Annotated in this window: 27 protein-coding genes; 22 read left to right on the top strand and 5 right to left on the bottom strand. The window is 55.1% G+C overall.

All coding sequences use genetic code 11. The annotated features are described in order from the left end of the window. Positions 1-295 precede the first annotated feature (295 nt). Positions 296-1,249 (top strand): nickel/cobalt transporter, encoded by a 954-nt coding sequence (locus QRN24_RS16200; protein ID WP_047355931.1) that lies wholly within the window; start codon positions 296-298, stop codon positions 1,247-1,249. Between the two features lie 33 nt (positions 1,250-1,282). Here the strand turns inward: QRN24_RS16200 and proP are convergent, their stop codons facing one another. After that, entirely contained in the window at positions 1,283-2,785 is a 1,503-nt protein-coding gene (gene proP / locus QRN24_RS16195; RefSeq protein ID WP_020882807.1) for a glycine betaine/L-proline transporter ProP, read from the bottom strand. A 649-nt stretch (positions 2,786-3,434) separates the two neighbouring features. On the opposite strand from proP, the gene kdgT reads away from it, so the two are divergent. Then, positions 3,435-4,427 (top strand): 2-keto-3-deoxygluconate transporter, encoded by a 993-nt coding sequence (gene kdgT / locus QRN24_RS16190; RefSeq protein WP_063215498.1) that lies wholly within the window; start codon positions 3,435-3,437, stop codon positions 4,425-4,427. 32 nt (positions 4,428-4,459) lie between these two features. On the opposite strand, the gene QRN24_RS16185 is transcribed toward kdgT, so the two are convergent. Continuing rightward, on the bottom strand, positions 4,460-5,338 hold the full coding sequence (locus tag QRN24_RS16185) for a diguanylate cyclase regulator RdcB family protein (RefSeq protein ID WP_014168272.1): 879 nt from the start codon (positions 5,336-5,338) through the stop codon (positions 4,460-4,462). Beyond that, positions 5,335-7,689, bottom strand: a complete 2,355-nt coding sequence (crfC, locus tag QRN24_RS16180) for a clamp-binding protein CrfC (RefSeq protein WP_284942883.1) — start codon at positions 7,687-7,689, stop codon at positions 5,335-5,337. Before crfC ends, QRN24_RS16185 begins: the two co-directional genes overlap by 4 nt. Positions 7,690-8,285: 596 nt before the next feature. Between crfC and QRN24_RS16175 the strand changes: the two genes are divergently transcribed. From QRN24_RS16175 to phnP, 16 genes are all read left to right on the top strand, one after another. Further along, positions 8,286-8,621, top strand: coding sequence for a zinc ribbon domain-containing protein YjdM (locus QRN24_RS16175; RefSeq protein ID WP_020882810.1), 336 nt, complete (start codon positions 8,286-8,288; stop codon positions 8,619-8,621). A gap of 80 nt (positions 8,622-8,701) precedes the next feature. Continuing rightward, entirely contained in the window at positions 8,702-9,139 is a 438-nt protein-coding gene (yjdN, locus tag QRN24_RS16170) for a VOC family metalloprotein YjdN (protein WP_014168269.1), read from the top strand. Between the two features lie 136 nt (positions 9,140-9,275). Then, a complete protein-coding gene (gene phnC, locus QRN24_RS16165; RefSeq protein ID WP_014168268.1) occupies positions 9,276-10,064 on the top strand; it encodes a phosphonate ABC transporter ATP-binding protein in 789 nt (262 codons plus the stop codon). Positions 10,065-10,088: 24 nt separating this feature from the next. Beyond that, a complete protein-coding gene (phnD, locus tag QRN24_RS16160) occupies positions 10,089-11,105 on the top strand; it encodes a phosphonate ABC transporter substrate-binding protein (protein ID WP_014168267.1) in 1,017 nt (338 codons plus the stop codon). A 52-nt stretch (positions 11,106-11,157) separates the two neighbouring features. Continuing rightward, positions 11,158-11,937 (top strand): phosphonate ABC transporter, permease protein PhnE, encoded by a 780-nt coding sequence (gene phnE / locus QRN24_RS16155; RefSeq protein WP_025206369.1) that lies wholly within the window; start codon positions 11,158-11,160, stop codon positions 11,935-11,937. Positions 11,938-11,957: 20 nt separating this feature from the next. After that, positions 11,958-12,683 (top strand): phosphonate metabolism transcriptional regulator PhnF, encoded by a 726-nt coding sequence (gene phnF, locus QRN24_RS16150; protein ID WP_032679404.1) that lies wholly within the window; start codon positions 11,958-11,960, stop codon positions 12,681-12,683. Further along, the gene (phnG, locus tag QRN24_RS16145) at positions 12,684-13,136 is read left to right on the top strand and encodes a phosphonate C-P lyase system protein PhnG (protein ID WP_020882814.1); all 453 of its coding nucleotides are present in this window, start codon (positions 12,684-12,686) and stop codon (positions 13,134-13,136) included. Beyond that, on the top strand, positions 13,133-13,717 hold the full coding sequence (phnH, locus tag QRN24_RS16140; RefSeq protein ID WP_014168263.1) for a phosphonate C-P lyase system protein PhnH: 585 nt from the start codon (positions 13,133-13,135) through the stop codon (positions 13,715-13,717). The genes phnG and phnH overlap by 4 nt, the downstream gene beginning before the upstream one ends. Then, on the top strand, positions 13,717-14,781 hold the full coding sequence (locus QRN24_RS16135) for a carbon-phosphorus lyase complex subunit (protein WP_252068944.1): 1,065 nt from the start codon (positions 13,717-13,719) through the stop codon (positions 14,779-14,781). The genes phnH and QRN24_RS16135 overlap by 1 nt, the downstream gene beginning before the upstream one ends. Beyond that, positions 14,774-15,619 (top strand): alpha-D-ribose 1-methylphosphonate 5-phosphate C-P-lyase PhnJ, encoded by an 846-nt coding sequence (phnJ, locus tag QRN24_RS16130; protein WP_014168261.1) that lies wholly within the window; start codon positions 14,774-14,776, stop codon positions 15,617-15,619. The genes QRN24_RS16135 and phnJ overlap by 8 nt, the downstream gene beginning before the upstream one ends. Continuing rightward, on the top strand, positions 15,616-16,371 hold the full coding sequence (gene phnK / locus QRN24_RS16125) for a phosphonate C-P lyase system protein PhnK (protein WP_032679401.1): 756 nt from the start codon (positions 15,616-15,618) through the stop codon (positions 16,369-16,371). The genes phnJ and phnK overlap by 4 nt, the downstream gene beginning before the upstream one ends. 9 nt (positions 16,372-16,380) lie before the next feature. Continuing rightward, the gene (phnL, locus tag QRN24_RS16120; RefSeq protein ID WP_014168259.1) at positions 16,381-17,061 is read left to right on the top strand and encodes a phosphonate C-P lyase system protein PhnL; all 681 of its coding nucleotides are present in this window, start codon (positions 16,381-16,383) and stop codon (positions 17,059-17,061) included. Further along, positions 17,058-18,194 carry an alpha-D-ribose 1-methylphosphonate 5-triphosphate diphosphatase gene (gene phnM / locus QRN24_RS16115; protein ID WP_284942882.1) on the top strand — a complete coding sequence of 379 codons (1,137 nt, stop codon included), beginning with the start codon at positions 17,058-17,060 and terminating at the stop codon, positions 18,192-18,194. The genes phnL and phnM overlap by 4 nt, the downstream gene beginning before the upstream one ends. After that, entirely contained in the window at positions 18,191-18,742 is a 552-nt protein-coding gene (gene phnN / locus QRN24_RS16110; RefSeq protein ID WP_040018699.1) for a ribose 1,5-bisphosphokinase, read from the top strand. The genes phnM and phnN overlap by 4 nt, the downstream gene beginning before the upstream one ends. Then, positions 18,735-19,169 carry an aminoalkylphosphonate N-acetyltransferase gene (phnO, locus tag QRN24_RS16105; protein WP_014168256.1) on the top strand — a complete coding sequence of 145 codons (435 nt, stop codon included), beginning with the start codon at positions 18,735-18,737 and terminating at the stop codon, positions 19,167-19,169. The genes phnN and phnO overlap by 8 nt, the downstream gene beginning before the upstream one ends. A 9-nt stretch (positions 19,170-19,178) precedes the next feature. After that, positions 19,179-19,937 (top strand): phosphonate metabolism protein PhnP, encoded by a 759-nt coding sequence (phnP, locus tag QRN24_RS16100; protein ID WP_284942881.1) that lies wholly within the window; start codon positions 19,179-19,181, stop codon positions 19,935-19,937. 54 nt (positions 19,938-19,991) lie between these two features. Here phnP and yjdP read toward each other — a convergent pair whose 3' ends face one another. Both yjdP and rpiB read right to left on the bottom strand, forming a co-directional pair. Next, the gene (yjdP, locus tag QRN24_RS16095) at positions 19,992-20,315 is read right to left on the bottom strand and encodes a DDRRRQL repeat protein YjdP (RefSeq protein WP_014168254.1); all 324 of its coding nucleotides are present in this window, start codon (positions 20,313-20,315) and stop codon (positions 19,992-19,994) included. Between the two features lie 69 nt (positions 20,316-20,384). Then, positions 20,385-20,834, bottom strand: coding sequence for a bifunctional allose-6-phosphate isomerase/ribose-5-phosphate isomerase RpiB (gene rpiB, locus QRN24_RS16090; RefSeq protein ID WP_032681899.1), 450 nt, complete (start codon positions 20,832-20,834; stop codon positions 20,385-20,387). Positions 20,835-21,185: 351 nt separating this feature from the next. On the opposite strand from rpiB, the gene QRN24_RS16085 reads away from it, so the two are divergent. The 4 genes from QRN24_RS16085 (at position 21,186) to alsC (ending at position 25,644) form a co-directional block, all read left to right on the top strand. Further along, positions 21,186-22,076, top strand: a complete 891-nt coding sequence (locus QRN24_RS16085) for a MurR/RpiR family transcriptional regulator (protein WP_014168252.1) — start codon at positions 21,186-21,188, stop codon at positions 22,074-22,076. A gap of 64 nt (positions 22,077-22,140) precedes the next feature. Further along, on the top strand, positions 22,141-23,076 hold the full coding sequence (alsB, locus tag QRN24_RS16080; RefSeq protein ID WP_284942880.1) for a D-allose transporter substrate-binding protein: 936 nt from the start codon (positions 22,141-22,143) through the stop codon (positions 23,074-23,076). 76 nt (positions 23,077-23,152) lie between these two features. Next, positions 23,153-24,685: a D-allose ABC transporter ATP-binding protein AlsA gene (gene alsA, locus QRN24_RS16075; RefSeq protein WP_014168250.1), complete on the top strand. Its 1,533-nt coding sequence runs from the start codon at positions 23,153-23,155 to the stop codon at positions 24,683-24,685. After that, on the top strand, positions 24,664-25,644 hold the full coding sequence (gene alsC, locus QRN24_RS16070) for a D-allose ABC transporter permease (protein ID WP_014168249.1): 981 nt from the start codon (positions 24,664-24,666) through the stop codon (positions 25,642-25,644). The genes alsA and alsC overlap by 22 nt, the downstream gene beginning before the upstream one ends. Positions 25,645-25,653: the final 9 nt, after the last annotated feature.

Raw genomic sequence — 25,653 nt, 5'->3', positions numbered from 1 at the left:
TCTTTCAGAGTCAACCCTGAAGTTCAGGATTTTTTCTCTTCAACCGACCGGGTTAACTGTGAAGTGATTCACATCTGCCGTGTCGATGGAGGCGCATTATAGGGAGTTCTCAGCAGGCCGCAACCTAAAAGTTGCAAAAAGATGACTGACTGCTGTATTCCCCAGCAAAACCCCGCTTTATACCCTTTTACGCACAGACTTATCCACAATTGAGGCGGGATCTCTGTGCGATCCTACGGATTAACAGGCAAGATCAACTATACTAGCGACAAATATTCCCCCACCAGGCCACCCCATGACCACACAACAACTGACGCGTGACTGGCGCCTTCCTACAGCAGGCATCATGTTGCTGGCGATCCTCTTAGCCGGGTTTACCCTGCATACGCACTGGAACACCTTTCTTCAGTGGTGCCTTGCCACGCAAATTACCCTGCACCGTTATCTGGTGATGTACCTGCTCCAGCTTAACAACCACCAGTACAGCGGCGGGTTATGGCTATTAACCGGCGCCTTCTTCTATGGCGTGTTGCACGCCATCGGGCCGGGGCATGGGAAATTCATTGTGACGACCTACCTCACGACAAATAAAGAAAGCGAACGGGCCGCCCGGGTCGTTCCTTTTCTTGGCAGCCTGATGCAGGGCGTCAGCGCCATTCTCTTTGTCTTTATTCTGGCGGTAGGGTTTAACCTCGCATCGGGGGATATCAGTACCAGCCGCTGGTACGTCGAGAAGATCAGCGCGGTGCTCATCGGTGCATTTGGTGTATTTGTCATTTACCAGGCGCTGAAAAGCCTGCGACCTCGCCGGATGGTTATCTCAGCCATCACGCCCCTTCATCAACATAATGAACACTGTGGTTGTGGTCATCACGGTGTAGGTGCAGATCTGGCGCAAGGCGACTGGAAAACCCGGTTGGGCGTCATACTGGCGATTGGTGCGCGCCCGTGCAGCGGGGCGATCATGATCCTGATGTTTTCAAATGCGCTGGGTATTGTTACCTGGGGGATGGCCGCGGTCATGACCATGTCGCTGGGAACGGCGTTGTCGATTATGGGCCTGTCACTGGCGGTACGTTATGCCCGAGAGCGGACGGTGGCCTGGTTTGGCGGCGGGGCTTCACTCAGCTGGCTGGTTCCGGTCTTTAAAATAGCCGGAGGGATAGTCCTGATCCTGTTCGCGACCGTGCTGTTCCTGACGGTACTCCCCATCAGCGCCAATGGCGATTACATCGCCGCAGGCTGTTAATAAAAGAAAACCCGCCAACGGCGGGTTTTTTTATTACTCGTTGATTCGTGGATGCTGGTCCACCAGGCGGGAGCGTTTTTGCTGCAGCTCTTCAATCTCTGCATCAATGTCTTCAATCTTCTGCTCTACATTATCGTAGTGTTCGCGCAGGATCTCTTTCGCTTCCTGGATATCAGACGCCGCAGGCGTGGCCCCTTTAAGAGGACGATTCGCCGTCTCCTTCATGGTAATACCGGTAATCAAACCAATCACCGCGATAACCATCAGGTAATAAGCCGGCATCATCAGGTTCTGCGTACTTTCCACCAGCGAGGCGGCAAGCGTCGGGGTCAGACCGGCAATCAGCACCGAGATGTTAAAGGCAGCCGCCAGCGCACTGTACCGAATGTGTGTCGGGAACATCGCAGGCAGCGTCGAGGCCATCACCCCGATAAAGCAGTTGAGGATCACCGCCAGCATCAGCAGACCGGCAAAAATCAGCCCCAGCACATTACTGTTAATCAGAATAAAGGCCGGGATTGCCAGGGCAAACAGCGCGACACTCCCCAGAATAATGAACGGTCGACGGCCAAAGCGGTCGCTCAACAGCCCCATAATCGGCTGCACAAACAGCATACCCACCATGATGGCGATAATAATCAGCACACCGTGGTCTTCTGAATAGTGCAGGTTATGCGACAGATAGCTCGGCATGTAGGTCAACAACATGTAGTAGGTCACGTTTGTGGAGATGACCAGACCAATACAGGTCAGCAGGCTGCGCCAGTGCTTCGTCGCAATCTCTTTAAAGGAGACTTTCGGGCCATCCTGCAGTCCTTCGCGGTCGCCCTGCTCCAGCTTCTCAACGTGCTGCTGAAACGCCGGCGTTTCTTCAAGAGCATGACGCAGGTAAAGACCGATAATCCCTAACGGCAGCGCCAGGAAGAACGGAATACGCCAGCCCCAGGAGAGGAAGTTCTCTTCACCGACGACGGTAGAAATCAGCACCACTACGCCCGCACCCAGGACAAACCCGGCAATCGAGCCGAAGTCCAGCCAGCTTCCCATAAAGCCGCGCTTACGGTCCGGGGAATACTCTGCGACAAAGATAGAGGCACCCGTATACTCACCGCCTACGGAGAAGCCCTGGGCCATCTTACAAAGCAGCAGCAGAATCGGAGCCCAGATGCCGATGCTGGCATAGGACGGTATCAGGCCGATACAGAACGTACTGATCGACATAATGACAATGGTGATAGCAAGGATCTTCTGGCGACCATATTTATCGCCAAGCATACCGAAGAACAGACCACCCAGCGGGCGAATCAGGAAGGGGACGGAGAACGTACCCAGCGCGGCAATCATCTGCAGACTGGGGTCGGCGCCGGGGAAGAACACTTTACCTAACGCATAGGCCACAAAGCCGTAAACACCAAAATCGAACCATTCCATCGCATTACCCAGCGAGGCGGCGGTGATCGCTTTGCGCAGTTTGGCATCATCAATAATGGTGACGTCGCGAAGCGTGATGGGTTTGATTTTTTTCCTTCTGAGCATAGCTATCCTCGTAGACTCGGCCCTGTCCGTTTCACAGTCCCGTATGCGATCTGTGAACCATGGGATCCGCTCCATGCGAATCGCCTTATTCAAGCGTAGCAGGTTTACTTACATTGACGTTTTACGTCGATACAACCGAACCTGTTGACGCCTGCCTGGGCAGTTAATGACCTTTTTACCCTACCAGCGTTTATATTTGTGATCAACTTCACACATATATTTATGTTACGTCAGCTGGCTGCAGTTTTTGTCAATTAGCGCAAATCTGCACGTTCTCAATCGCCATAAAAACACATCCTCACACACATCATTATTTCCCGGACAACGGAAAATGAAACCCCATTACTTCACATCAGATTTACATAAATTCTAACCCTCCGACGCGCGTTTAAAACGTTTACGTCAATATGTGATGCAGATAACTAAAACAGTGTTTTATTTTCATTGAATCATCATTCCAATGATCGCATGATAATTCCGAACACCACGTTCCCGGTGCTGTGGCACCGCGTTTACCAGGATCGCTTTTTTAGTTTTATTGCATGGGTAATGACGCCATCGAACCCAGAGACATTCAATTCATTGAATTTATTGATTTATTTTTTGGTTTTTGCCGCCCGCCATGCGGGATACGATTTGAGGGTTATCTATGAAGATTAAAGCCACGATTGAACGCATACCGGGCGGTATGATGCTGGTTCCGCTTGTACTGGGCGCTATCCTGAATACCCTGGCCCCTGAAACCGGCGCTTATTTTGGCGGGTTCACAAAAGGGATGATTACGGGCACCGTTCCCATTCTGGCCGTCTGGTTCTTTTGTATCGGAGCCTCAATTAATTTACGTGCAACAGGCACCGTATTACGGAAATCCGGCACGCTGGTGATTACGAAAATTGCCGTGGCCTGGATAGTGGCAATGATCTGTGCAATGTTCATTCCGGAGAATGGAATTCAGACCGGATTCTTCGCCGGATTATCGGTTCTGGCAATTGTCTCTGCGATGGATATGACCAACGGCGGTTTGTATGCCAGCCTGATGAACCAGTACGGTACCAAAGAAGAGTCAGGTGCATTTGTCCTGATGTCTCTGGAGTCCGGTCCGCTGATGACCATGCTGATTCTGGGCTCTGCTGGCCTGGCGTCCTTTGAACCCCACCACTTTATCGGCGCGATCCTGCCCTTCCTGATCGGTTTTGCTCTGGGTAACCTGGATCACGATCTGCGTGATTTCTTCAGCAAAGCCACGCCGGTGCTGATCCCGTTCTTCGGTTTTGCGCTGGGTAACACCATCAACCTGAATGTCATCCTCGATACGGGTCTGCTGGGTATCGTGCTGGGCGTGGCGGTGATCATCATCACCGGTATTCCGCTGATTATTGCCGACCGGGTCATTGGGGGAGGAAACGGAACGGCGGGGATCGCCGCCTCTTCAGCCGCAGGCGCAGCCGTGGCCAACCCGGTAATCATTGCGCAGATTAACCCGGCTTTTGAACCGGTGGCCGCGTCCGCGACGGCACTGGTTGCAGCCAGCGTGATTGTGACCGCGATTCTGGTTCCCATCATCACCGCACTGTACGCAAAACGCGTCGGACATGTTGCTGAGGTTCAGACAGAGCCTAAGCCTGTTGAAACACACCACTAACCGGTGCTCCCCCTCCCGGTGAGAGGGGGATTTCAGCCACCAAAAATCTCTTCCACCATCCCATCCACAAGCCGTTTTGCCGAGCACAGCCTCGGCATACCCAGCGCGACAGTGTGCCAGCTTTGCGTCACCGACCAGCTCACCGGATGGTTATCCGCCTGACACCAGTCGCCCAGCCAGCCGAGCATGTCTTTATGATCTATCAGTCCCGGCGACGCGGGCGTTGTCAGCCACTGATGGTAGAAATGGCGGGTGGAAGGAGAAGCGTTGATGCCCTGCGCAAGATAGTTTGCCGCCATACTGCGTAAGTTATCCTTGAGCATCGCCGCCACGTCTTCATTCGCCAGGCGACAGGCATCACCAAATGCACCCCAGCGCAGCTCTTCCAGGACGACATAGCAACGCCCGGCCAGCGACCAGCCATCGTAGTGGCCGGCTCGCCAGCGGGTAAAAATTTGTTCACTGTGCTCACCCGCCTGCACCGTCAGCCCTCGCTGGGAGAGCGCCTTCTCTTTATAGGCGGCTCGTTGCGTAAAATGAGCGGAAAGCTCAGCGTACTGCTGAATCAGGCCGGGCGATTGCTGGGCCCGCGGGTTAGTCTGCTGACGCAGCGCAATCAATTTGTCTGCCATCAGCGTCAGCGCAAGGTGCCCGGGGTCAAGCATACCGGCCAGCTTTTCCGCCAGCCCCAGGCGCAGCGCCGCATTTTCATTAAGCATACCCGCCATCGCCCAGGGCCGTAGCCGGGTATGCGTCATTATCTCCTGGGTCAAACGCTCACGAAACTGCAGCTGTTGTGGTCCCGGGTGGGGATGACGCGCCGCGTCTACCCCCTGAACCAGATCGACCATAAATTTTGGATGAATACACTCCAGCGTTCGCCCGGGGCCGTCCAGTAGTTGTGTTGTCATGGTTGTTCTGCCGCGAATAGGGTTTGAATATCATCGCGTAACAGTCGGGTATCTTCCTGTATCCACGTCGCAGTCGTGATACTTTGCTTTAACAGCTGGCTGAGCGCTCGGGTCGAATGCTCATTTTGCTGACGTACTGCGAGGCTATCACGCAAACTTTCCTGTAACCCGGTTAGGCATAACGAAAATTCCGCAAAGAACGTTGCCATCCCCGCCGTAACAGAGACATCGACCTGGGCCGTCAAAGCTTTACGGATTTGTTCACAGAACTGGTCGATATGCTGCTTGAATTTTTCATGCAGCTGTTCAATATCAATGACATAGCGTGTTCGTGCGACAACATAATCTTCCCAGCCCCAGCCCGGGTTATTCAGCCAGCGAGAGACGGTTTCACGCATGCTCGCCGCGCCCGCTGGCTGGCCTGCCGGGCGGTGATCCTGCGCAATGGCATCGTTAAACAGCGCCCGGGTGTTGAAGTTAAGTTGATGCGCCTGAAACGCCGGGAAGCTTATCCGCGCGCGAAAACCCGCATGGCTGAGTTGTTCTTTAATACGCGTTTCGATTGGCCGCATGGCTTCATTCAGCGAGCGCGCCAACGTCGACTCCAGTTGATCGAAGCGTAACGCCAGCTCCCGGCCGATCTTCGTCTGCGCATCCAGCATGATCAGCTCGCAGGAGGAGCGGATTTTACTCAGCGCAATTTGCGCCTGCCCTTCATCATCCAGTACCAGCTGTTTCAGCGCCTGCGGCTCGTCACGGCGAAGATCCCGCGGTTCGATGCCAGCCAGGTCGAGAACAGAGCGGGCGCTAAACACATGGCTAATTGCCTGCTGGAGGGAAGTATTTTGCGACATCATAAAGTCAGCGGTGGCGTTAAGCGCCTGCTCCACTTCATGCTTCACTTCGTCGCTCACCACGCGCTGACGCGTATGCAGCAGGGCCATGTCCTCTTCCAGGCGCGCGATATTCAATTCCAGCGCCTCAAAAGCGACCGTCAGCCCCTGGTAGCGGAAGTCCAGGTACTCCCGGGCATTTTGGGCGTAGTTAAGCAGCTTATGCGACGCCGAACGCAGGGCGAAGAGCGATGCATTGGCATAGGCGGCATAAATAAGCTTGCGGATCGGCTGTTCAAATAACGAATCTTCCCATAGCAAATCGGCAGCATGACGAATATGGTCGATGTCGTCCAAATCCTCCGTACGCCAGCGGCGTCCCAACGCGGCTTCGGCAAAATCCTGAACCCAGCGCTGCTCCTTGTGATCCGGTAGCTGACCGTGGGTAGTCATCTCATAACGGGCGCGGTTCGCCAGATACGCCCACATCGACGAAACGGGATAAATTTGCCCCGGCGAAATATTCCCTTTCATTAAGGTGCCGGAGATCATCGCTTTAACCTGTTCTTCATCGTCGCTGTTACGGTCTTTCTGATCGAATTTATTGACCAGCGCATACAGCGGCACCGATTTACCGGCAACTGAAATGGCCTGCCGGACCTCGTGATCGGAAATCGATTTGAGCTGGGTGTAATCCATCACCGCCAGCACCGCCGACGCGCGGGATAACTGCTCGCTCAGCATTTTTTGCAGATGCGGTTGCCCGGCCTCATTCGGCCCGGGGGTATCAAGCAGCGTCAGTTGCCCAAGGTGGGCATCCAGACCCGCGAGATGCACGAACTCCACTTCAATCACCGGAATGTGTTCGATGGCCGCATATTCAGAGAACGGAAACTCGACGCCCAACGCCTGTGAGAGCCTCACCAGGTCGTTAAGGCTTTTCAGACAATGAAATATCGGCTGCGCACCCAGGTGATGCTTCTCGAAAGCCTCACCTTTTTCAATTCTTTCCAGCAGCATAATCATGTCCTTATCAATTTCCAGACACTGCGCCAGCTTCCCGCGATCGTAATCGCAGAGTTTTTTCTGTAACAGGAGGATTAATTCATCGATAGGAGAGACGTGAGCAAAATGGAGCACCGGCTCTTTCTGACCCGGCGTATGACGGATCAATGTCGGGAGCGCCGTCATCGGTCGGTTGCGGTTCGGCAACACTTCGGTTCCGACAATGGCGTTAATGGTGGTCGATTTCCCCGCTTTCATGGTGCCCACAATTGCCAGCACCATTTCCAGACGGGTTATTTTTCGTAATTCATTATTCAGCATAGCCTGCTGGGCTTCGACACCCCGCGCACTAAAATGCAAAGGTAAGACGTTGTTCTTTTCACCCGTAATGGCTGCGGCGGTGCTTTCCAGCTTCGCCGTCGGCATTGATTTCAACGTATCAAGATTTTGCAGGGCGAGCTGTAACAAACGCTCTGCTTCCTGGCTTAATTCAAAAATGGTCTGTGTGTGCATGATAAAAGCCTTTCCTTAACGCAAATTTATTACTTTTATTAAGCCACTGGTTTTAATTATGTTGTTCAGGCTTATATGATCACGTGTGGAAAACATGTTCACCGAAATATAACTGATTGAAGATAATCAGAAATAAATCGCTATCCTTGCATGGCGTGTAAAGCTTCCCCTCTGGCATGACAGCCAAAAGATAAAAGCCTGGCCCATTTTTAAGAAACTTCAGGATATATCATCATTATTTACCCACCTAAAAAGAGAGGTAATGCGTCACCGCCATAAGATATGGATGACGGGGAAGTCAGGAGATAAATAACAATGTGTCGCTTCACCTTATCCGAAATGGAGGTGCGTAGCAATTTGCTGCAATAAAATATTCGATATATTTACTGCCATTTCTTTCCACCGTGTTAATGCCGTCAGCATCGCTTAACTGACTGACAGGAAATGTCACTGGCGACACGCTTTTTGCTTTTTTTTTAAATAGAATATCACCGACAACGGTGTGGATTTGCGTTATACTTGCCCCCTTTTTCGGCACCCAGCCGTCATTTTGCTGGCACTTTCCAGCGTGTTACGCACTTTTTGAGGATACCCTTATGCAACTCCCACACTGCCCGAAATGCAATTCTGAATACACCTATGAAGATAATGGCATGTTCATCTGCCCGGAATGCGCTCACGAATGGAATGACGCCGAGCCGTCGCACGATACTGATACGCTTGTTGTAAAAGATGCGAACGGTAATCTGCTGGCTGATGGCGACAGCGTCACCGTGATTAAAGATTTGAAGGTTAAAGGCAGCTCTTCCATGCTGAAGATCGGCACTAAAGTGAAGAATATCCGTCTGGTAGAAGGCGACCATAATATTGACTGCAAAATTGACGGCTTTGGCCCGATGAAACTGAAATCAGAGTTTGTGAAAAAGAACTGATTTACCCGCCCGGTGGCGCTTCGCTTACCGGGCTGGCGAGAACTACACTTAACGGGCTCTTCTTACGTGAGGTATAGATTATGCCGTTAAGTCCCTACATCTCTTTCGCCGGTAACTGTGCCGAGGCCTCCGCCTTTTATCAGCACGCCGTCGGCGCAGAGCTCCTCTATAAAATCACCTTCGGTGAAATGCCAAAAGGCGACAGCAGCGAAGAAGGCTGTCCGTCTGGCATGCAGTTTCCGGATTCGGCGATCGCCCACTCGAATGTTCGCATTGCGGGCAGCGATATCATGATGAGTGATGGGCAGCCGCCCGGCAGCAAAGCGCAGTATGCCGGGTTCACGCTGGTGCTGGACACCCAGGACGTGGCAGAAGGCAAACGCTGGTTCGACAATCTGGCCGCGGAAGGCCATATCGAAATGGCCTGGCAGGAGACCTTCTGGGCGCACGGTTTCGGTAAAGTCACCGACAAATACGGCGTGCCGTGGATGATTAACGTCGTTAAGCAACAGCAGTGATCTTCTGGCGGTGGGCAGTCTGCCCCCGCCTGTCATCAAACTCCCCTCAACTCTTCAAACTCCCGCAACCGAGACTTAACCCAAATGTCATATTGATGCGCCAGCATGAGGCCACATTTATTGTGAGGCCCAGCATATGCAAACTGTTATCCGCGTCGAGAAACTGAGCAAGACCTTTCATCACAACAAGGCCCTGCATGCCGTTGATCTGACCGTCCAGCAGGGCGAAATGGTGGCGCTCCTGGGGCCATCCGGCTCTGGTAAATCCACCCTTATGCGTCATTTAAGCGGCCTTATCACCTGTGATAAGACCTCAGAAAGCCACGTCGAGCTGCTGGGCAACACCGTGCAGCGTGCAGGACGCCTGGCGCGGGATATCCGCAAAAGCCGCGCCCAGACGGGCTATATCTTCCAGCAGTTCAACCTGGTCAATCGCCTGACGGTACTGGAGAACGTGCTGATTGGCGCGCTCGGCAGCACCCCGTTCTGGCGCACCTGTCTGCGCTGGTTCTCCCCCTCTCAAAAGCAGGAAGCGTTGCAGGCGCTGACCCGCGTCGGAATGGCGCATTTCGCCCACCAGCGCGTCTCCACCCTGTCCGGTGGACAGCAGCAGCGCGTGGCTATCGCCCGTGCCCTGATGCAAAAAGCGCAAATCATTCTTGCCGATGAACCCATTGCCTCGCTGGACCCGGAATCGGCTCGCATCGTGATGGAAACCCTGCGCGACATCAACCTCAACGACGGCATCACCGTGGTGGTGACGCTGCACCAGGTGGACTACGCCCTGCGCTATTGCGAGCGCATCGTCGCGTTGCGTCAGGGGCATGTGTTCTTTGATGGCCCAAGCCATCAGTTTGATAACGACCGTTTCGACCATCTCTACCGCAGCATTAACCGCGTCGAAGAGAACGCGCAGGCTGCTTAATTAAAACCGATCCGAGGAAAGTACATGAGCTACAAAGCCGTTGCCGCGCTGGCGTTTACCAGCATGTTCAGCATAAGCACTCTGTTAAGCCCTGCGTACGCCCAGGAGCAGGAAAAAGCGCTGAACTTTGGCATTATTTCGACGGAATCACAGCAGAACCTGAAACCTCAGTGGGAACCGTTCCTGAAAGATATGGAAACCAAACTGGGGATCAAAGTGAACGCCTTCTTCGCCCCGGACTATGCGGGCATCATCCAGGGGATGCGCTTTAACAAAGTCGACATCGCCTGGTACGGCAACCTCTCCGCCATGGAAGCGGTGGATCGCGCGAACGGCCAGGTCTTTGCCCAGACCGTTGCCGCAGATGGCTCTCCGGGTTACTGGAGCGTGCTGATCGTCAATAAAGACAGCCCTATTAACAACCTGAACGACATGCTCGCCAAACGTAAAGAGCTGACGTTTGGTAACGGCGATCCCAACTCCACCTCAGGTTTCCTGGTGCCGGGCTATTACGTCTTTGCTAAAAACAACGCCTCTGCCAGCGAGTTTAAGCGCACCGTGAACGCCAGCCATGAAACCAACGCGCTGGCCGTGGCCAATAAGCAGGTGGATGTCGCCACGAATAACACCGAGAACCTCGACAAGCTGAAAACCTCGGCACCGGACAAGCTGAAAGCGCTGAAGGTTATCTGGAAATCCCCTCTGATCCCGGGCGACCCCATTGTCTGGCGCAAAAACCTGTCTGAGACCACCAAAGACAAGGTGTACGACTTCTTTATGAATTACGGCAAAACGCCGGAAGAAAAAACGGTTCTGGAACGTCTGGGCTGGGCACCTTTCCGCCCGTCAAGCGACCTGCAACTGGTCCCGATTCGCCAGCTGGCGCTGTTTAAAGAGATGCAGGGCGTGAAGGACAACAAGGGCCTGAAGGAGGAAGAGAAGAGCAGCAAAGTGGCTGCGATTCAGGCTCAGCTCGAAGACCTTGACCGCCTGACCGCGGCGCTCGGCGCCATGAGCAGCGTGAATAAAGCGGTGCAATAACGCTTACCGCCTTCTCCCGGTGGGAGAGGGCATTCAGACCAAAGGGGCATACATGCAAACCATCACCCTCCCACCGCCGAAACGCAGCTGGTTCTCGCTTTTTAGCTGGGCCATTTTGCTTGCGGTGCTCGTTATCTCCTGGCAGGGCGCGGAAATGGATCCGCTGCTGCTGTTTAAAGATGCCGGCAATATGGCCACTTTTGCCGCCGACTTCTTCCCGCCTGATTTCAGCCAGTGGCAGGATTACCTCAGCGAAATGGCGGTCACTCTGCAAATCGCCGTCTGGGGCACCGCCCTGGCCGTCATCCTTTCTGTTCCGTTCGGCCTGATGAGTGCCGAGAACATCGTACCGTGGTGGATTTACCAGCCGATGCGTCGCCTGATGGACGCCTGCCGCGCCATTAACGAAATGGTCTTTGCCATGCTATTCGTGGTGGCCGTCGGCCTGGGTCCGTTCGCCGGGGTGATGGCGCTGTTTATTCATACCACCGGCGTGCTCTCCAAGCTGCTCTCCGAGGCGGTGGAAGCTATTGAACCGGGCCCGGTCGAAGGGATCCGCGCAACGGGCGCCAACAAAATTGAAGAGATTCTCTTCGGCGTACTGCCCCAGGTGATGCCGCTGCTGATCTCCTACTCCCTGTACCGTTTCGAATCCAACGTTCGTTCCGCCACCGTCGTCGGCATGGTGGGCGCAGGCGGTATTGGCGTCACGCTGTGGGAAGCGATTCGCGGGTTCCAGTTCCAGCAAACCTGCGCCCTGATGGTGCTCATTATCATCACCGTCAGCCTGCTGGATTTTATGTCTCAACGTTTGCGTAAGCACTTCATCTGAGAAGCGAGGCTTTGATTTGTATGCACTTATCCAGACATCCGACCAGTTACCCCACCCGCTGGCAAGAGATAGCGGCAAAGCTCGAGGTGGAACTTCGCACCCACTACCGCTGCGGAGACTACCTGCCTGCCGAGCAGCAGCTTGCCGACCGCTATGAAGTGAACCGACACACGCTGCGCCGCGCCATTGATCAGCTTGTCGAGCGCGGCTGGGTGCAGCGCCGTCAGGGCGTCGGCGTGCTGGTGTTGATGCGCCCGTTTGACTATCCGCTCAATGCGCAGGCGCGTTTTAGCCAGAACCTGCTGGATCAGGGCAGCCACCCGACCAGCGAAAAACTGCTGTCGGTGCTGCGCCCGGCCTCAAGCCACGTCGCGGACGCGCTGGGCATTCAGGAGGGCGACAATGTCATCCACCTGCGTACCCTGCGTCGGGTCAACGGCGTGGCGGTGTGCCAGATAGACCACTACTTCGCCGACCTGGCGCTGTGGCCCGTGCTGCAAAATTTCTCCAGCGGCTCGCTGCATGATTTTCTTCAGGATGCCACGGGCATCGCGCTTAAACGTACCCAGACGCGCATCAGCGCCCGCCGCGCGCAGGCCAAAGAGAGCAACGTGCTGGAGATCCCCAACATGGCTCCGCTGCTCTGCGTTCGCACCCTCAACCACCGTGACGGCGAAATAGACGCGACGGAATACTCCGTCAGCCTGACCCGCGCCGACATGATCGAATTCACCATGGAGCACTGAATGCATTTCGACACCTCCACCCGCCAGCGCTGGATGGGCGTACTGGCGCACAGCCAGCCCGCTGCGCTTTCGGACCGCATGCAGGCGCTGAATCTGACGCCGGAATATGACCTCATCCGCGCGCCGGAAATCGGTCTGGTGCAGATCCAGGCGCGTATGGGCGGTACCGGTGAGCGCTTCTTCGCCGGCGATGCCACCCTCACCCGCGCAGTGATCCGCCTGAACAGCGGCACGCTGGGCTACAGCTACGTGCTCGGGCGCGACAAACCACACGCCGAACGCTGCGCGGTGATTGACGCCCTGTTACAGGAACAACCTCATTTCCAGACCCTGATGGAAACCCTTATTGCCCCGCTGGAAGCCGACCGTGCTGCACTGATTGCCGCCCGCCAGGCCCAGATAAACACCAGCCGGGTCGACTTCTTTACGCTCGTTCGCGGAGATAACGCATGACGCTTCAACCCGCTTTTACCCTGGCCGTCCAGGATGCCCAACAAAGTTTTCGTCGCCTGCTGAAAGCCATGAGCGAGCCGGGCGTCATCGTCTCGCTGCATCAGCTCTCTCAGGGCTGGCTGCCGCTGAATCTGGCGACCACCAGCGTACTGCTGACGCTCGCCGACAACGACACCCCGGTGTGGCTCTCTGGCGCGTTATCGAATGATATCGCCAGCCAGAACCTGCGCTTTCACACCAACGCCCCGCTGGTTGAACAACCCCGGCAGGCGGTGTTTGCCGTGGCCGACGAGCAAATCAGCCACGAGCAGCTTAATGCCCTGAGCGAAGGAAGCGCGGTGGCACCGGAGACCAGCGCCACGCTGATTTTGCAGGTATCAAGCCTGAGCGGTGGCCGCATGCTGCGCCTCACGGGGGCGGGTATTGCCGAAGAGCGCATGGTCGCGCCACAACTGCCGGAGTGCATCATTCATGAACTGACTGAACGCCCGCACCCGTTCCCACTCGGTATTGACCTGATCCTCACCTGCGGAGAACGCCTGCTGGCCATCCCTCGTACCACTCATGTGGAGGTGTGCTGATGTACGTTGCCGTCAAAGGGGGCGAGAAAGCTATCGCCGCCGCCCATGCCTTGCAGGCGCACAGACGACGGGGTGATGACGCGCTTCCCGAGCTCAGCGTCACCCAGATTGAGCAGCAGCTCAATCTGGCCGTCGACCGGGTAATGACTGAAGGCGGCGTCGCTGATCGCGAACTGGCGGCGCTGGCGCTGAAACAGGCCAGCGGCGACAACGTCGAAGCCATCTTCCTGCTGCGTGCTTATCGCACCACGCTGGCGAAACTGGCGGTGAGCGAACCGATCAATACGGCAGAAATGCGTCTGGAACGTCGTATTTCGGCGGTCTATAAAGACATCCCCGGTGGTCAGTTGCTTGGGCCCACCTATGACTACACCCACCGTCTGCTGGATTTCACCCTACTGGCGAACGGCGAAACGCCCCAGCTGAGCACCTCGGATGCAGAGCAGGTTCCCTCCCCGCACGTTTTTAGCCTGCTGGCGAAACAGGGTCTGGCGAAGGCCGAAGACGATACCAGCGCGCAACCTGACGACATCACCCGCACGCCGCCGGTTTACCCCTGTTCACGCTCGTCGCGCCTGCAGCAGCTGATGCGCGGCGACGAAGGGTATTTACTGGCGCTGGCCTACTCCACCCAGCGTGGCTACGGCCGCAACCATCCGTTCGCGGCGGAGATTCGTAGCGGCTACCTTAACGTCGAGATCGTGCCCGAAGAGCTGGGTTTTGCGGTGAACGTCGGCGAACTGCTCATGACCGAATGCGAAATGGTGAATGGATTTGTCGCCCCCGAGAACGAGGCCCCGCATTTTACCCGCGGTTACGGGCTGGTGTTCGGCATGAGTGAGCGCAAGGCGATGGCGATGGCGCTGGTCGACCGTGCCCTGCAGGCACCGGACTACGGCGAAGCGGTCTCCGGCCCGGCGCAGGACGAGGAGTTCGTGCTGGCCCATGCGGATAACGTCGAGGCCGCGGGCTTCGTTTCCCACCTCAAGCTGCCGCACTACGTCGATTTCCAGGCCGAACTGGAACTGCTGAAACGCCTGCAACGGGAGCGCGCACATGACTAACTTAAGCGGCTACAACTTTGCTTATCTGGATGAACAAACCAAACGCATGATCCGACGCGCCATTTTGAAAGCGGTGGCTATCCCCGGTTATCAGGTGCCGTTCGGCGGCCGCGAAATGCCCATGCCTTACGGCTGGGGTACCGGCGGCATTCAGCTGACCGCCAGCGTCATTGGCGAGTCGGACGTGCTGAAGGTCATCGACCAGGGGGCTGATGACACCACCAACGCCGTGTCGATTCGCCAGTTCTTTCAACGCGTGACGGGCGTCAATACCACCGAAAAAACCGAAGATGCGACGCTGATCCAGACCCGTCACCGCATTCCGGAAACGCCGCTGACGGAAGATCAGATTTTAATTTTTCAGGTGCCTATTCCGGAGCCCCTGCGCTTTATCGAGCCGCGTGAAACGGAAACCCGCACCATGCACGCCCTGGAAGAGTACGGCGTCATGCAGGTGAAGTTGTATGAGGATATCGCCCGCTTCGGCCATATCGCCACGACTTACGCCTATCCGGTCAAGGTCAATGGACGCTACGTGATGGACCCGTCCCCCATCCCCAAATTCGACAACCCGAAGATGGACATGATGCCTGCCCTGCAGCTGTTTGGTGCCGGGCGTGAAAAACGCATCTACGCCGTACCGCCTTACACCCGCGTGGAAAGTCTCGATTTCGACGACCACCCGTTTACGGTGCAGGAGTGGGACGAGCCGTGCGCCATTTGCGGCTCAAAACACAGCTATCTGGACGAAGTGGTGCTGGATGACACGGGCAAACGGATGTTTGTCTGCTCCGATACCGACTTCTGCCGCCAACAGAGCGAGGCGAAAAGCCAATGAAACCGCTGCTTTCGGTTAACAACCTGACTCACCTTTACGCGCCTGGCAAAGGCTTCAGCGACGTCTCGTTTGAGCTGTGGCCGGGCGAGGTGCTGGGCATTGTCGGCGAGTCCGGCTCGGGCAAAACCACCCTGCTGAAATCTATCTCTGCACGACTGACGCCGCAAAATGGCGACATTTTATATGAGGGCCGGTCGCTGTACGGCATGAGCGAGGCCGAACGCCGTCGCCTGCTGCGCACCGAATGGGGCGTGGTGCATCAACATCCCATGGACGGCCTGCGCCGGCAGGTCTCGGCCGGAGGCAATATCGGTGAAAGGCTGATGGCCACCGGCGCACGCCATTATGGCAACATCCGCGCCACGGCACAGCAATGGCTGAGCGATGTGGAGATCCCCACCTCGCGCATTGATGACCTGCCCACCACCTTCTCCGGCGGTATGCAGCAGCGCCTGCAGATTGCCCGCAATCTCGTCACTCACCCGAAGCTGGTGTTTATGGATGAACCCACCGGTGGGCTGGACGTCTCCGTTCAGGCGCGTCTGCTCGACCTGCTGCGCGGCCTGGTGGTGGAACTGAACCTGGCCGTGGTGATTGTCACCCATGATTTAGGCGTTGCCCGCCTGCTGGCGGACCGTCTTCTGGTGATGAAGCAGGGTCAGGTGGTGGAAAGTGGGCTGACCGACCGCGTACTCGACGATCCCCACCATCCGTACACCCAGCTGCTGGTGTCATCGGTATTGCAGAATTAAGAGGCCCCCATGATCCGCGTAGAAAATGTCAGTAAGACCTTTGTGCTCCACCAGCAAAACGGCGTGCGCCTGCCGGTCCTGCACAGCGCCTCTCTGGACGTTAGCAAGGGTGAATGCGTGGTGTTGCACGGCCATTCCGGCAGCGGCAAATCGACGCTGCTGCGCTCCCTGTACGCCAACTATCTGCCGGACGAAGGCCACATCTACATTCGTCATGGCAATGAATGGGTCGATCTGGTGCAGGCGCCGGCGCGTAAGGTGCTGGACGTGCGCCGCTCGACGATCGGCTGGGTCAGCCAGTTTTTGCGGGTGATCCCACGGATCTCCGCCCTGGACGTGGTCATGCAGCCGCTGCTGGACCTGGGCGTTCCGCGCGAGACCTGCGCCGCGAAAGCCGCCGGCCTGCTCACGCGCCTGAACGTGCCGGAACACCTCTGGCACCTTGCCCCGTCGACCTTTTCCGGTGGCGAGCAGCAGCGGGTGAATATCGCCCGCGGGTTTATCGTCGACTACCCGATTTTACTCCTTGATGAACCCACTGCCTCGCTCGACAGTAAGAACAGCGCGGCGGTGGTTGAACTGATCGAACAGGCCAAAGCACGCGGCGCGGCGATCGTGGGGATCTTCCACGACGACACCGTTCGCTCCCGCGTCGCAGACAGGCTGCACCCGATGGGGACGCTCGCATGATCGTGAATAACGTAAAGCTGGTGCTGGAAAATGAAGTCGTTGATGGCTCGATTGAGATCCAGGCCGGAGAGATCCGCGCCTTTGCGGAAACCCAGAGCCGCGCACCGGAAGCGATGGACGGTGAAGGAGGCTGGCTGCTGCCAGGTCTTATCGAACTGCACACCGATAATCTGGATAAATTCTTTACCCCGCGTCCGAAAGTCGACTGGCCAGCTCATTCCGCAATGAGCAGCCATGACGCGCTGATGGTCGCCAGCGGCATCACCACCGTGCTGGACGCCGTAGCGATTGGCGACGTGCGCGACGGCGGCGACCGTCTGGAAAACCTTGAGAAGATGATCAACGCCGTAGAAGAGACGCAAAAACGCGGCCTTAATCGCGCCGAGCATCGTTTGCACCTGCGGTGTGAACTCCCGCATCACACCACTCTGCCGCTGTTTGAAAAGCTGGTGGACCGCGAGCCGGTCTCACTGGTCTCGTTGATGGACCACTCGCCGGGGCAGCGTCAGTTCGCCAGAATAGAGAAATACCGCGAGTACTATCAGGGAAAATACGCGCTGACCAACGAGGAAATGGCGCGTTATGAAGAGGAACAGCGACAGCTTGCGGCCCAGTGGTCTCAACCAAACCGGCTCTCCATTGCCGCCATGTGTCGGGATCGCAACATTGCCTTAGCCAGCCATGATGATGCGACGCATGAACATGTGCACGAATCACACCAGCTTGGCAGCGTAATCGCTGAATTTCCCACCACGTTTGAGGCAGCAGAAGCCTCCCGCACTCACGGCATGAACGTCCTGATGGGGGCGCCGAATATCGTGCGCGGCGGCTCACACTCCGGCAACGTGGCGGCAAGCGCGCTCGCGTCGCTAGGTCTGCTGGATATCCTCTCGTCCGACTACTACCCCGCCAGCCTGCTTGACGCCGCCTTCCGGGTCGCGGCTGACGAAAACAATCGCTTTACGCTGCCGCAGGCGATTCGTCTGGTAACGAAAAACCCGGCAGCGGCACTCAATCTTCACGATCGTGGAGAGATAGCTGAAGGTAAACGGGCGGATCTGGTGCTGGTTCACCGTAAGGGCGAGCACATCCATATCGACCACGTCTGGCGTCAGGGAAAACGGGTGTTCTGATGGGAAGACTAATCTGGCTAATGGGGCCGTCAGGCTCCGGTAAGGACAGCCTGCTGTCCGCGTTACGGCAGCGGGAACATCCCCAGCTTCTGGTTGCGCACCGCTATATCACCCGTGCGGCGAATGCCGGGAGTGAGAACCATATCGCCCTGAGCGAGCCGGAATTTTTCACGCGCGCCGGGCAAAATCTGCTGGCGCTCAGCTGGCACGCCAACGGTTATTACTACGGGATAGGCATCGAGACAGACCTGTGGCTGCACGCCGGGTTCGACGTACTGGTCAACGGCTCACGCGCACACCTTCAACAAGCGCGCGCCCGCTATGAAGCAGCGCTGTTGCCGGTCTGTCTGCAGGTCTCGCCTGATGTGCTGCGCAGCCGGTTGCAGAGCCGGGGTCGCGAAAACGCCAAAGAGATCGAGCAGCGGCTTGAACGTGCGGCGCGCTATACCCCATCGAACTGTCATATCCTCAATAACGACGGAAGTTTGCTACAGTCAGTCGATAACTTTTTAACGCTTATCCGTCAGAAGGAGAAACAGCATGCCTGACTGCCAGCTTCGCCCCGCCACTGCCGACGATGCGCAGATTGTTTACGCGCTGATTTGCGAACTCAAGCAGAGTGAGTTTGATCATCAGGCGTTCCACGCCGGGTATCTTGCCAATCTGCAAGACCACAATATGCGCTACCAGCTGGCTGAATTAAACGGCCAGGTGGTGGGCATGATTGGCCTGCATATGCAGTTTCACCTGCACCACGCCAGATGGATTGGCGAGATCCAGGAGCTGGTGGTCATGCCACAGGCGCGCGGTCTCAGGGTGGGCAGCCAGCTGTTGGCCTGGGCGGAGAACGTGGCGCGGCAGGCGGGCGCTGAACTGACAGAGCTATCCACCAGCGTGAAGCGCCTGGACGCTCACCGTTTTTATGCGCGTGAAGGGTATACGCAGAGCCATTTTCGTTTCACCAAACTGTTGTAGAGGTGCACGATGAGTCTGACGATTACGTTAACGGGAACCGGTAGTGCTCAGCTGGTGCCGGTGTTTGGCTGCGACTGCGCCGCGTGTCGCCGGGCGCGTCTGCAGGATAACCATCGCCGTCGCCCCTGTAGCGCGGTAGTCAAATTCAACGATGCGGTAACGCTGCTGGACGCCGGTATCCCGCACCTGATGGACGACTGGCCGTCAGGCAGCTTTCAGCAGTTTTTACTGACCCACTACCATATGGATCACGTCCAGGGGCTGTTCCCCCTGCGCTGGGGCGTCGGTGCCCCTGTTCCGGTGTACGGCCCACCAGACGAGGCGGGGTGTGACGACCTGTTTAAACACCCGGGGATTCTGGATTTCAGCCATACGGTAGAGCCGTTTGTGGTGTTTGAACTGCAGGGCCTGCGGGTCACGCCGCTGCCGCTGAATCACTCGAAAATCACCTTTGGCTACCTGCTGGAGTCCGCCCACAGCCGTGTGGCCTGGCTCTCCGATACCGCCGGATTACCCGATAAAACGGTAAAATTCCTGCTCAATAACCGGCCGCAGGCGATGATCATCGACTGCAGCCACGAGCCGCGTGACGAAACGCCGCGCAACCATTGCGATCTGAATACGGTTATTGCCTTAAATGAGATCATCGGCTGTCCGCAGGTGATCCTGACCCATATCAGTCATCAGTTCGACGTATGGATGATGGATAACCCGCTACCCGACGGGTTCGAGGCGGGATATGACGGAATGACGTTGTTGCTGGATTAGGTCACTCCCTCTCTGAATGAGAGGGCGAGGCGTATGGATGCTAAACCGCGCGTATCAGCGATCGTAATCGTCTTCTAACCGGCGCTCATCTTCTTCTAACTGACGTCTGTCATCATCCAGCTGGCGTTGACGCTCATCCAGACGGCGACGGCGATCCTCCAGTTGCCTGCGGCGATCGTCATACTGACGGCTGTCGGTCTGGCGGCTGCGATCGTAGCGATCGTCGTCGTCATCGCTACTGCGACTGCTGCTGGGGTTATAGGCATCGTTGATCGCCTGCTGAATATTGCCAATGGCTTCATCAATAACATCGGCGTGAGCCAGTTGGCTGGTAAGTGACAGCAGACCAAATAACAGAGCGGTAGAGTAACGTTTCATAAGACCAGACTCGCAGGTGGACTGGCCTTACGGTAATGAACAACAGCTGGCTGGGGTAGCGGAGGAATCTCATTTCTGCGCCTGTTCAATCACCCCTATCGCTTCCACTCTCACCTGATGTCTCCCGCCCTCAAATTCTGCATTGAGCCAGGCATCGACAATCATTTTTGCCAGCTCAAGGCCAACAACACGTGAGCCAAATGCCAGTATATTGGTGTTGTTATGCTGCCTTGAAAGCTGCGCAGAATAAGGCTCACTACATACCACTGCACGAATGCCGGGGTATTTGTTGGCCGTAATAGAGATCCCAACGCCGGTACCACAAATTAAGATGCCGCCATCAACCTCACCGTCGAGCAGGGAGGTCGCAACAGCGCTGGCATAATGCGGGTAATCGGTGCGTTCGGGCGACCAGGTGCCCTTATCCACCACCTCTACGCCACGCCCACGCAGATGGGCCAGTATGTCCTCTTTCAGTATGAAGCCAACGTGATCGCAACCAAACGCAATCCTTTTCATGATTTGCCTCTCAGTGAGTAAACTTTACGAACACGATGTATTTTGTGATTTAAGACCGGTTAGTTGTGCAATAAAACCACAAAACCATCGCGTTCTGAGCGTGTTCTACACCCCTGAGGATCGCATTTCAACCCTGAGCTGATGGTTAAGTTTGCCTGTAAGTCTTAGTCCACTCAATGCCAAAGAAATTAAGTAATTGATTTACAACGAATGAAGCAACAACGCACAGCCCAAAACTTCACAACCAATAAAACTTTATGAATTTATAAATACTGTGAAGTTGGCAACATATTTCCCGGGAAGGTTGTGATGATATAGTGTCGTCTTCATTTTTAAGGACAACAGAGAGCGATGAGTCAGTCAGAATTTGAAAAAGAGCTGCCTAATGGCATCGGTCTGGCACCTTACCTGCGTATGAAACAGGAAGGGATGACCGACAACGAGAGCCGTATCGTCGACTGGCTGCTTCAGCCAGGTAACCTGAGCGGTGCGCCGGCAATTAAAGATGTTGCCGAAACACTGCTGGTCTCGGAAGCGATGATCGTCAAAGTGGCCAAGCTGCTCGGGTTTAGCGGTTTTCGTACTCTGCGCGCAGCGCTTGTGGACTACTTCTCTCAATCCGAGCAGGTCCTCCCCGCTGAACTCGCCTTTGATGAAGCACCACAGGATGTGGTTAATAAAGTGTTCAACATTACGCTTCGCACCATTATGGAAGGCCAGTCGATTGTTAATGTGGATGAAATTCATCGCGCAGCACGTTTCTTCGCTCAGGCTAACCAGCGCGATCTGTACGGCGTCGGCGGCTCTAACGCCATTTGTGCCGACATCCAGCACAAGTTTTTACGTATCGGCGTGCGCTGCCAGTCCTATCAGGACGCCCATATCATGATGATGTCAGCATCGCTGCTGAAAGAGGGAGACGTAGTGCTGGTGGTAACACACTCAGGACGCACCAGCGATGTGAAAGCTGCAGTAGAGTTAGCGAAAAAGAACGGTGCGAAGATTATCTGCATTACCCATAGCTATCATTCACCCATTGCCAAACTCGCTGATTATATTATTTGTTCGCCAGCACCAGAGACCCCTTTATTAGGGCGTAACGCCTCCGCGCGTATATTACAACTCACACTATTAGATGCTTTATTTGTATCCGTTGCACAACAGAATATTCAACAGGCCACACTTAATATGCAAAAAACCGGTGCTATTGTGGATTTCTTCTCCCCTGGCGCCCTGAAGTAACGATAAAATGTTGATCCCGTATTAGCGGGATCAACAAAATATACCCTACATTGAGAACACTGCTATGAATAAATATCTGAAATATTTCAGCGGCGCCGCTATGGGCTTAATGTTATCTACCAGCGCATTTGCTGCCGCAGAATATGCAGTAGTATTAAAAACATTGAACAATCCATTCTGGGTGGATATGAAGAAAGGGATCGAATATGAAGCAAAAACCCTGGGGGTAAGTGTTGATATTTTTGCTTCGCCGTCAGAGGGGGATTTTCAGTCTCAACTGCAGCTTTTTGAAGACTTGAGTAATAAGAAATACAAAGGCATTGCCTTTGCCCCACTCTCCTCGGTCAACCTGGTGATGCCCGTCTCACGCGCCTGGCAGAAAGGCATTTTTCTGGTCAACCTCGATGAAAAAATCGATATGGATAACCTGAAAAAAGCCGGCGGTAACGTTGAAGGTTTTGTCACGACGGATAACGTAGCCGTTGGGGCAAAAGGCGCAGGCTTTATCATTGATAAACTCGGTGTGCAGGGCGGTGAAGTCGCGATTATTGAAGGGAAAGCCGGAAATGCATCGGGAGAGGCACGCCGCAATGGCGCTACAGAAACCTTCAAAAAAGCAAGTCAAATCAAGCTCGTTGCCAGCCAACCCGCCGACTGGGATCGCATTAAAGCCCTGGATGTCGCCACCAACGTTTTGCAACGCAACCCGAATTTGAAAGCCTTCTACTGTGCAAACGATACCATGGCAATGGGCGTGGCACAGGCGGTGGCAAACGCCGGTAAAACAGGAAAAGTACTGGTCGTTGGCACGGATGGCATTCCTGAAGCACGTAAGATGGTCGATGCCGGACAAATGACCGCCACCGTCGCGCAGAACCCAGCGGATATTGGTGCTACGGGCCTGAAGTTGATGGTGGATGCGGCGAAAACCGGCAACGTGATCCCCCTAGAAAAAACGCCTGAATTCAAACTGGTTGATTCGGTTCTGGTGACGAAATAACTGATATCCGGTGCGGTCAGAAGCCCACACCCCAGCTCTCTCCCGCAGGATGAGAGGGAAAACATAAGGAGTAAACATGGTCACGCCATATATCTCAATGGCGGGGATCGGCAAATCCTTTGGTCCGGTTCACGCATTAACGTCGGTTGATTTAACTATTTATCCCCACGAGATTCATGCGTTATTAGGGGAGAATGGCGCCGGTAAATCAACCTTAATGAAAGTATTGTCGGGAATACATGAACCGACCAAAGGAACTATTACTATCAACGAGGTAAATTACGACAAGCTCGATCATAAACTGGCAGCACAGTTGGGCATTGGCATAATTTACCAGGAACTTAGCGTTATCGATGAATTAACCGTTCTGGAGAATTTATATATTGGCCGTCATCTGACGAAAAAAGTCTGTGGCGTCAATATCATCGACTGGAAAGAGATGCGTATTCGCGGCGCAATGATGCTTTTACGCGTGGGATTGAAAGTCGATTTAGATGAAAAGGTGGCGAATTTATCCATCAGCCACAAGCAAATGCTGGAAATTGCAAAAACATTAATGCTCAACGCTAAAGCGATCATTATGGATGAGCCCACATCGTCTTTAACCAATAAAGAGGTGGATTATCTTTTCCTGATCATGAATCAATTACGTAAAGAGGGCACAGCAATTGTGTATATCTCGCATAAGCTCGCAGAAATCCGCCGCATTTGCGACCGCTTTACCGTGATGAAAGATGGAAGCAGCGTCTGCACGGGCATGGTGAGTGATGTCACAAACGACGATATTGTGCGCCTGATGGTGGGCCGCGAGTTGCAAAACCGCTTTAACGCGATGAAAGAAAGTACCGGCAACCTCGAACGCGATACCGTGTTCGAAGTGAAAAACGTCACCAGCCGGGACAAGAAAAAAGTACGTGATATCTCGTTCAGTGTGAATCGCGGTGAAATCTTTGGCTTTGCAGGACTCGTCGGTTCAGGCCGCACCGAGCTGATGGACTGCCTCTTCGGGGTGGATAAACGCGCTAGCGGTGAAATCCGTCTCAACGGTAAAACCATCTCCCCACACTCGCCGTTGGATGCGTTGAAAAAAGGGATGGCCTACATCACTGAAAGTCGTCGGGAAAACGGCTTCTTCCCCAACTTCTCTATTGCTCAGAACATGGCGGTCAGCCAAAGCCTGAAAAATGGCGGCTACAAAGGTGCCATGGGCCTGTTTCGCGAACATGAAGAGCGCAAAACTGCTGAAACGCAGCGCCAGCTGCTGGCGTTAAAGTGCCATAGTGTGGAGCAAAACATCACTGAGCTCTCCGGCGGAAACCAGCAGAAGGTGCTGATTTCCAAATGGCTGTGCTGCAACCCGGACGTCATCATTTTTGATGAACCTACCCGCGGCATCGACGTCGGCGCAAAGGCCGAAATCTACAAGGTGATGCGCCAGTTAGCTGACGAGGGCAAGGTCATCCTGATGGTGTCATCCGAGCTACCTGAAATTATCGCCGTCTGCGACCGCATCGCCGTGTTCTGCGAAGGGCGACTGACGCAAATCCTGACCAATCGCGACGACATGGGCGAAGAGGAGATTATGGCATGGGCATTACCACAAGAGTGAAACGCGATATGGACGAAAAAAAACCGTTTAATTTCGCGCTGTTCTGGGACAAGTACGGCACCTTTTTCATCCTCGCGATCATCGTTGCCATCTTTGGCACGCTGTCGTCGGAATACTTCCTGACCACCAATAACATCACTCAAATTTTTGTCCAGAGTTCGGTGACGGTGCTGATCGGGATGGGCGAGTTCTTTGCCATTCTGGTGGCAGGTATCGATCTGTCCGTCGGGGCGATTCTGGCGCTGTCCGGGATGGTGACCGCCAAGCTCATGCTGGCCGGCGTCGACCCGTTCCTGGCAGCGCTCATTGGCGGCGTGCTGGTTGGCGGTGCGTTAGGCGCGATCAACGGCTGTCTGGTCAACTGGACCGGGCTGCATCCGTTCATTATCACCCTGGGCACTAACGCCATTTTTCGCGGCATTACGCTGGTGATTTCGGATGCCAACTCGGTATACGGCTTCTCGTTCGACTTTGTAAACTTTTTTGCCGCCAATCTCTTAGGTATTCCCGTGCCGGTGATCTTCTCGCTGGTAGTGGCGGTGATTCTCTGGTTCCTCACCACCCGTATGCGGCTGGGACGCAACATCTACGCGCTGGGCGGTAACAAGAACTCGGCGTTCTACTCCGGTATTGACGTGAAGTTTCATATCCTGGTGGTTTTCATTATCTCCGGTGTGTGTGCAGGGCTGGCAGGCGTGGTGTCAACGGCACGACTGGGGGCAGCAGAGCCGCTGGCTGGTATGGGCTTTGAAACCTACGCCATTGCCAGCGCCATTATCGGCGGAACCAGTTTCTTTGGCGGTAAAGGGCGCATCTTCTCTGTCGTGATTGGGGGGCTCATCATCGGCACCATCAATAACGGACTCAATATTTTACAAGTACAAACCTACTACCAGCTGGTGGTGATGGGCGGGTTGATTATCGCCGCTGTCGCCCTCGATAGATTGATCAGTAAGTAAGGAATTGAC

Source organism: Enterobacter sp. MEB024 (genome assembly GCF_030209635.1).
In the GTDB taxonomy this organism is placed as follows: domain Bacteria; phylum Pseudomonadota; class Gammaproteobacteria; order Enterobacterales; family Enterobacteriaceae; genus Enterobacter; species Enterobacter ludwigii.
This window is presented reverse-complemented; position numbering and strand designations above follow the sequence as displayed.

Excerpts from the sequence above, each read along its gene's own strand:
- alsA (WP_014168250.1), top strand. The coding sequence starts at position 23,153 with ATGGTCACGCCATATATCTCAATGGCGGGGATCGGCAAATCCTTTGGT.
- phnC (WP_014168268.1), top strand. The coding sequence starts at position 9,276 with ATGCAAACTGTTATCCGCGTCGAGAAACTGAGCAAGACCTTTCATCAC.
- kdgT (WP_063215498.1), top strand. The coding sequence starts at position 3,435 with ATGAAGATTAAAGCCACGATTGAACGCATACCGGGCGGTATGATGCTG.
- yjdP (WP_014168254.1), bottom strand. The coding sequence starts at position 20,315 with ATGAAACGTTACTCTACCGCTCTGTTATTTGGTCTGCTGTCACTTACC.
- QRN24_RS16135 (WP_252068944.1), top strand. The coding sequence starts at position 13,717 with ATGTACGTTGCCGTCAAAGGGGGCGAGAAAGCTATCGCCGCCGCCCAT.
- QRN24_RS16200 (WP_047355931.1), top strand. The coding sequence starts at position 296 with ATGACCACACAACAACTGACGCGTGACTGGCGCCTTCCTACAGCAGGC.
- alsB (WP_284942880.1), top strand. The coding sequence starts at position 22,141 with ATGAATAAATATCTGAAATATTTCAGCGGCGCCGCTATGGGCTTAATG.
- phnD (WP_014168267.1), top strand. The coding sequence starts at position 10,089 with ATGAGCTACAAAGCCGTTGCCGCGCTGGCGTTTACCAGCATGTTCAGC.
- phnM (WP_284942882.1), top strand. The coding sequence starts at position 17,058 with ATGATCGTGAATAACGTAAAGCTGGTGCTGGAAAATGAAGTCGTTGAT.
- phnF (WP_032679404.1), top strand. The coding sequence starts at position 11,958 with ATGCACTTATCCAGACATCCGACCAGTTACCCCACCCGCTGGCAAGAG.
- phnJ (WP_014168261.1), top strand. The coding sequence starts at position 14,774 with ATGACTAACTTAAGCGGCTACAACTTTGCTTATCTGGATGAACAAACC.
- yjdN (WP_014168269.1), top strand. The coding sequence starts at position 8,702 with ATGCCGTTAAGTCCCTACATCTCTTTCGCCGGTAACTGTGCCGAGGCC.
- rpiB (WP_032681899.1), bottom strand. The coding sequence starts at position 20,834 with ATGAAAAGGATTGCGTTTGGTTGCGATCACGTTGGCTTCATACTGAAA.
- phnH (WP_014168263.1), top strand. The coding sequence starts at position 13,133 with ATGACGCTTCAACCCGCTTTTACCCTGGCCGTCCAGGATGCCCAACAA.
- phnG (WP_020882814.1), top strand. The coding sequence starts at position 12,684 with ATGCATTTCGACACCTCCACCCGCCAGCGCTGGATGGGCGTACTGGCG.
- alsC (WP_014168249.1), top strand. The coding sequence starts at position 24,664 with ATGGGCATTACCACAAGAGTGAAACGCGATATGGACGAAAAAAAACCG.
- QRN24_RS16085 (WP_014168252.1), top strand. The coding sequence starts at position 21,186 with ATGAGTCAGTCAGAATTTGAAAAAGAGCTGCCTAATGGCATCGGTCTG.
- phnE (WP_025206369.1), top strand. The coding sequence starts at position 11,158 with ATGCAAACCATCACCCTCCCACCGCCGAAACGCAGCTGGTTCTCGCTT.
- phnK (WP_032679401.1), top strand. The coding sequence starts at position 15,616 with ATGAAACCGCTGCTTTCGGTTAACAACCTGACTCACCTTTACGCGCCT.
- QRN24_RS16175 (WP_020882810.1), top strand. The coding sequence starts at position 8,286 with ATGCAACTCCCACACTGCCCGAAATGCAATTCTGAATACACCTATGAA.
- QRN24_RS16185 (WP_014168272.1), bottom strand. The coding sequence starts at position 5,338 with ATGACAACACAACTACTGGACGGCCCCGGGCGAACGCTGGAGTGTATT.
- phnO (WP_014168256.1), top strand. The coding sequence starts at position 18,735 with ATGCCTGACTGCCAGCTTCGCCCCGCCACTGCCGACGATGCGCAGATT.
- crfC (WP_284942883.1), bottom strand. The coding sequence starts at position 7,689 with ATGCACACACAGACCATTTTTGAATTAAGCCAGGAAGCAGAGCGTTTG.
- phnP (WP_284942881.1), top strand. The coding sequence starts at position 19,179 with ATGAGTCTGACGATTACGTTAACGGGAACCGGTAGTGCTCAGCTGGTG.
- phnL (WP_014168259.1), top strand. The coding sequence starts at position 16,381 with ATGATCCGCGTAGAAAATGTCAGTAAGACCTTTGTGCTCCACCAGCAA.
- proP (WP_020882807.1), bottom strand. The coding sequence starts at position 2,785 with ATGCTCAGAAGGAAAAAAATCAAACCCATCACGCTTCGCGACGTCACC.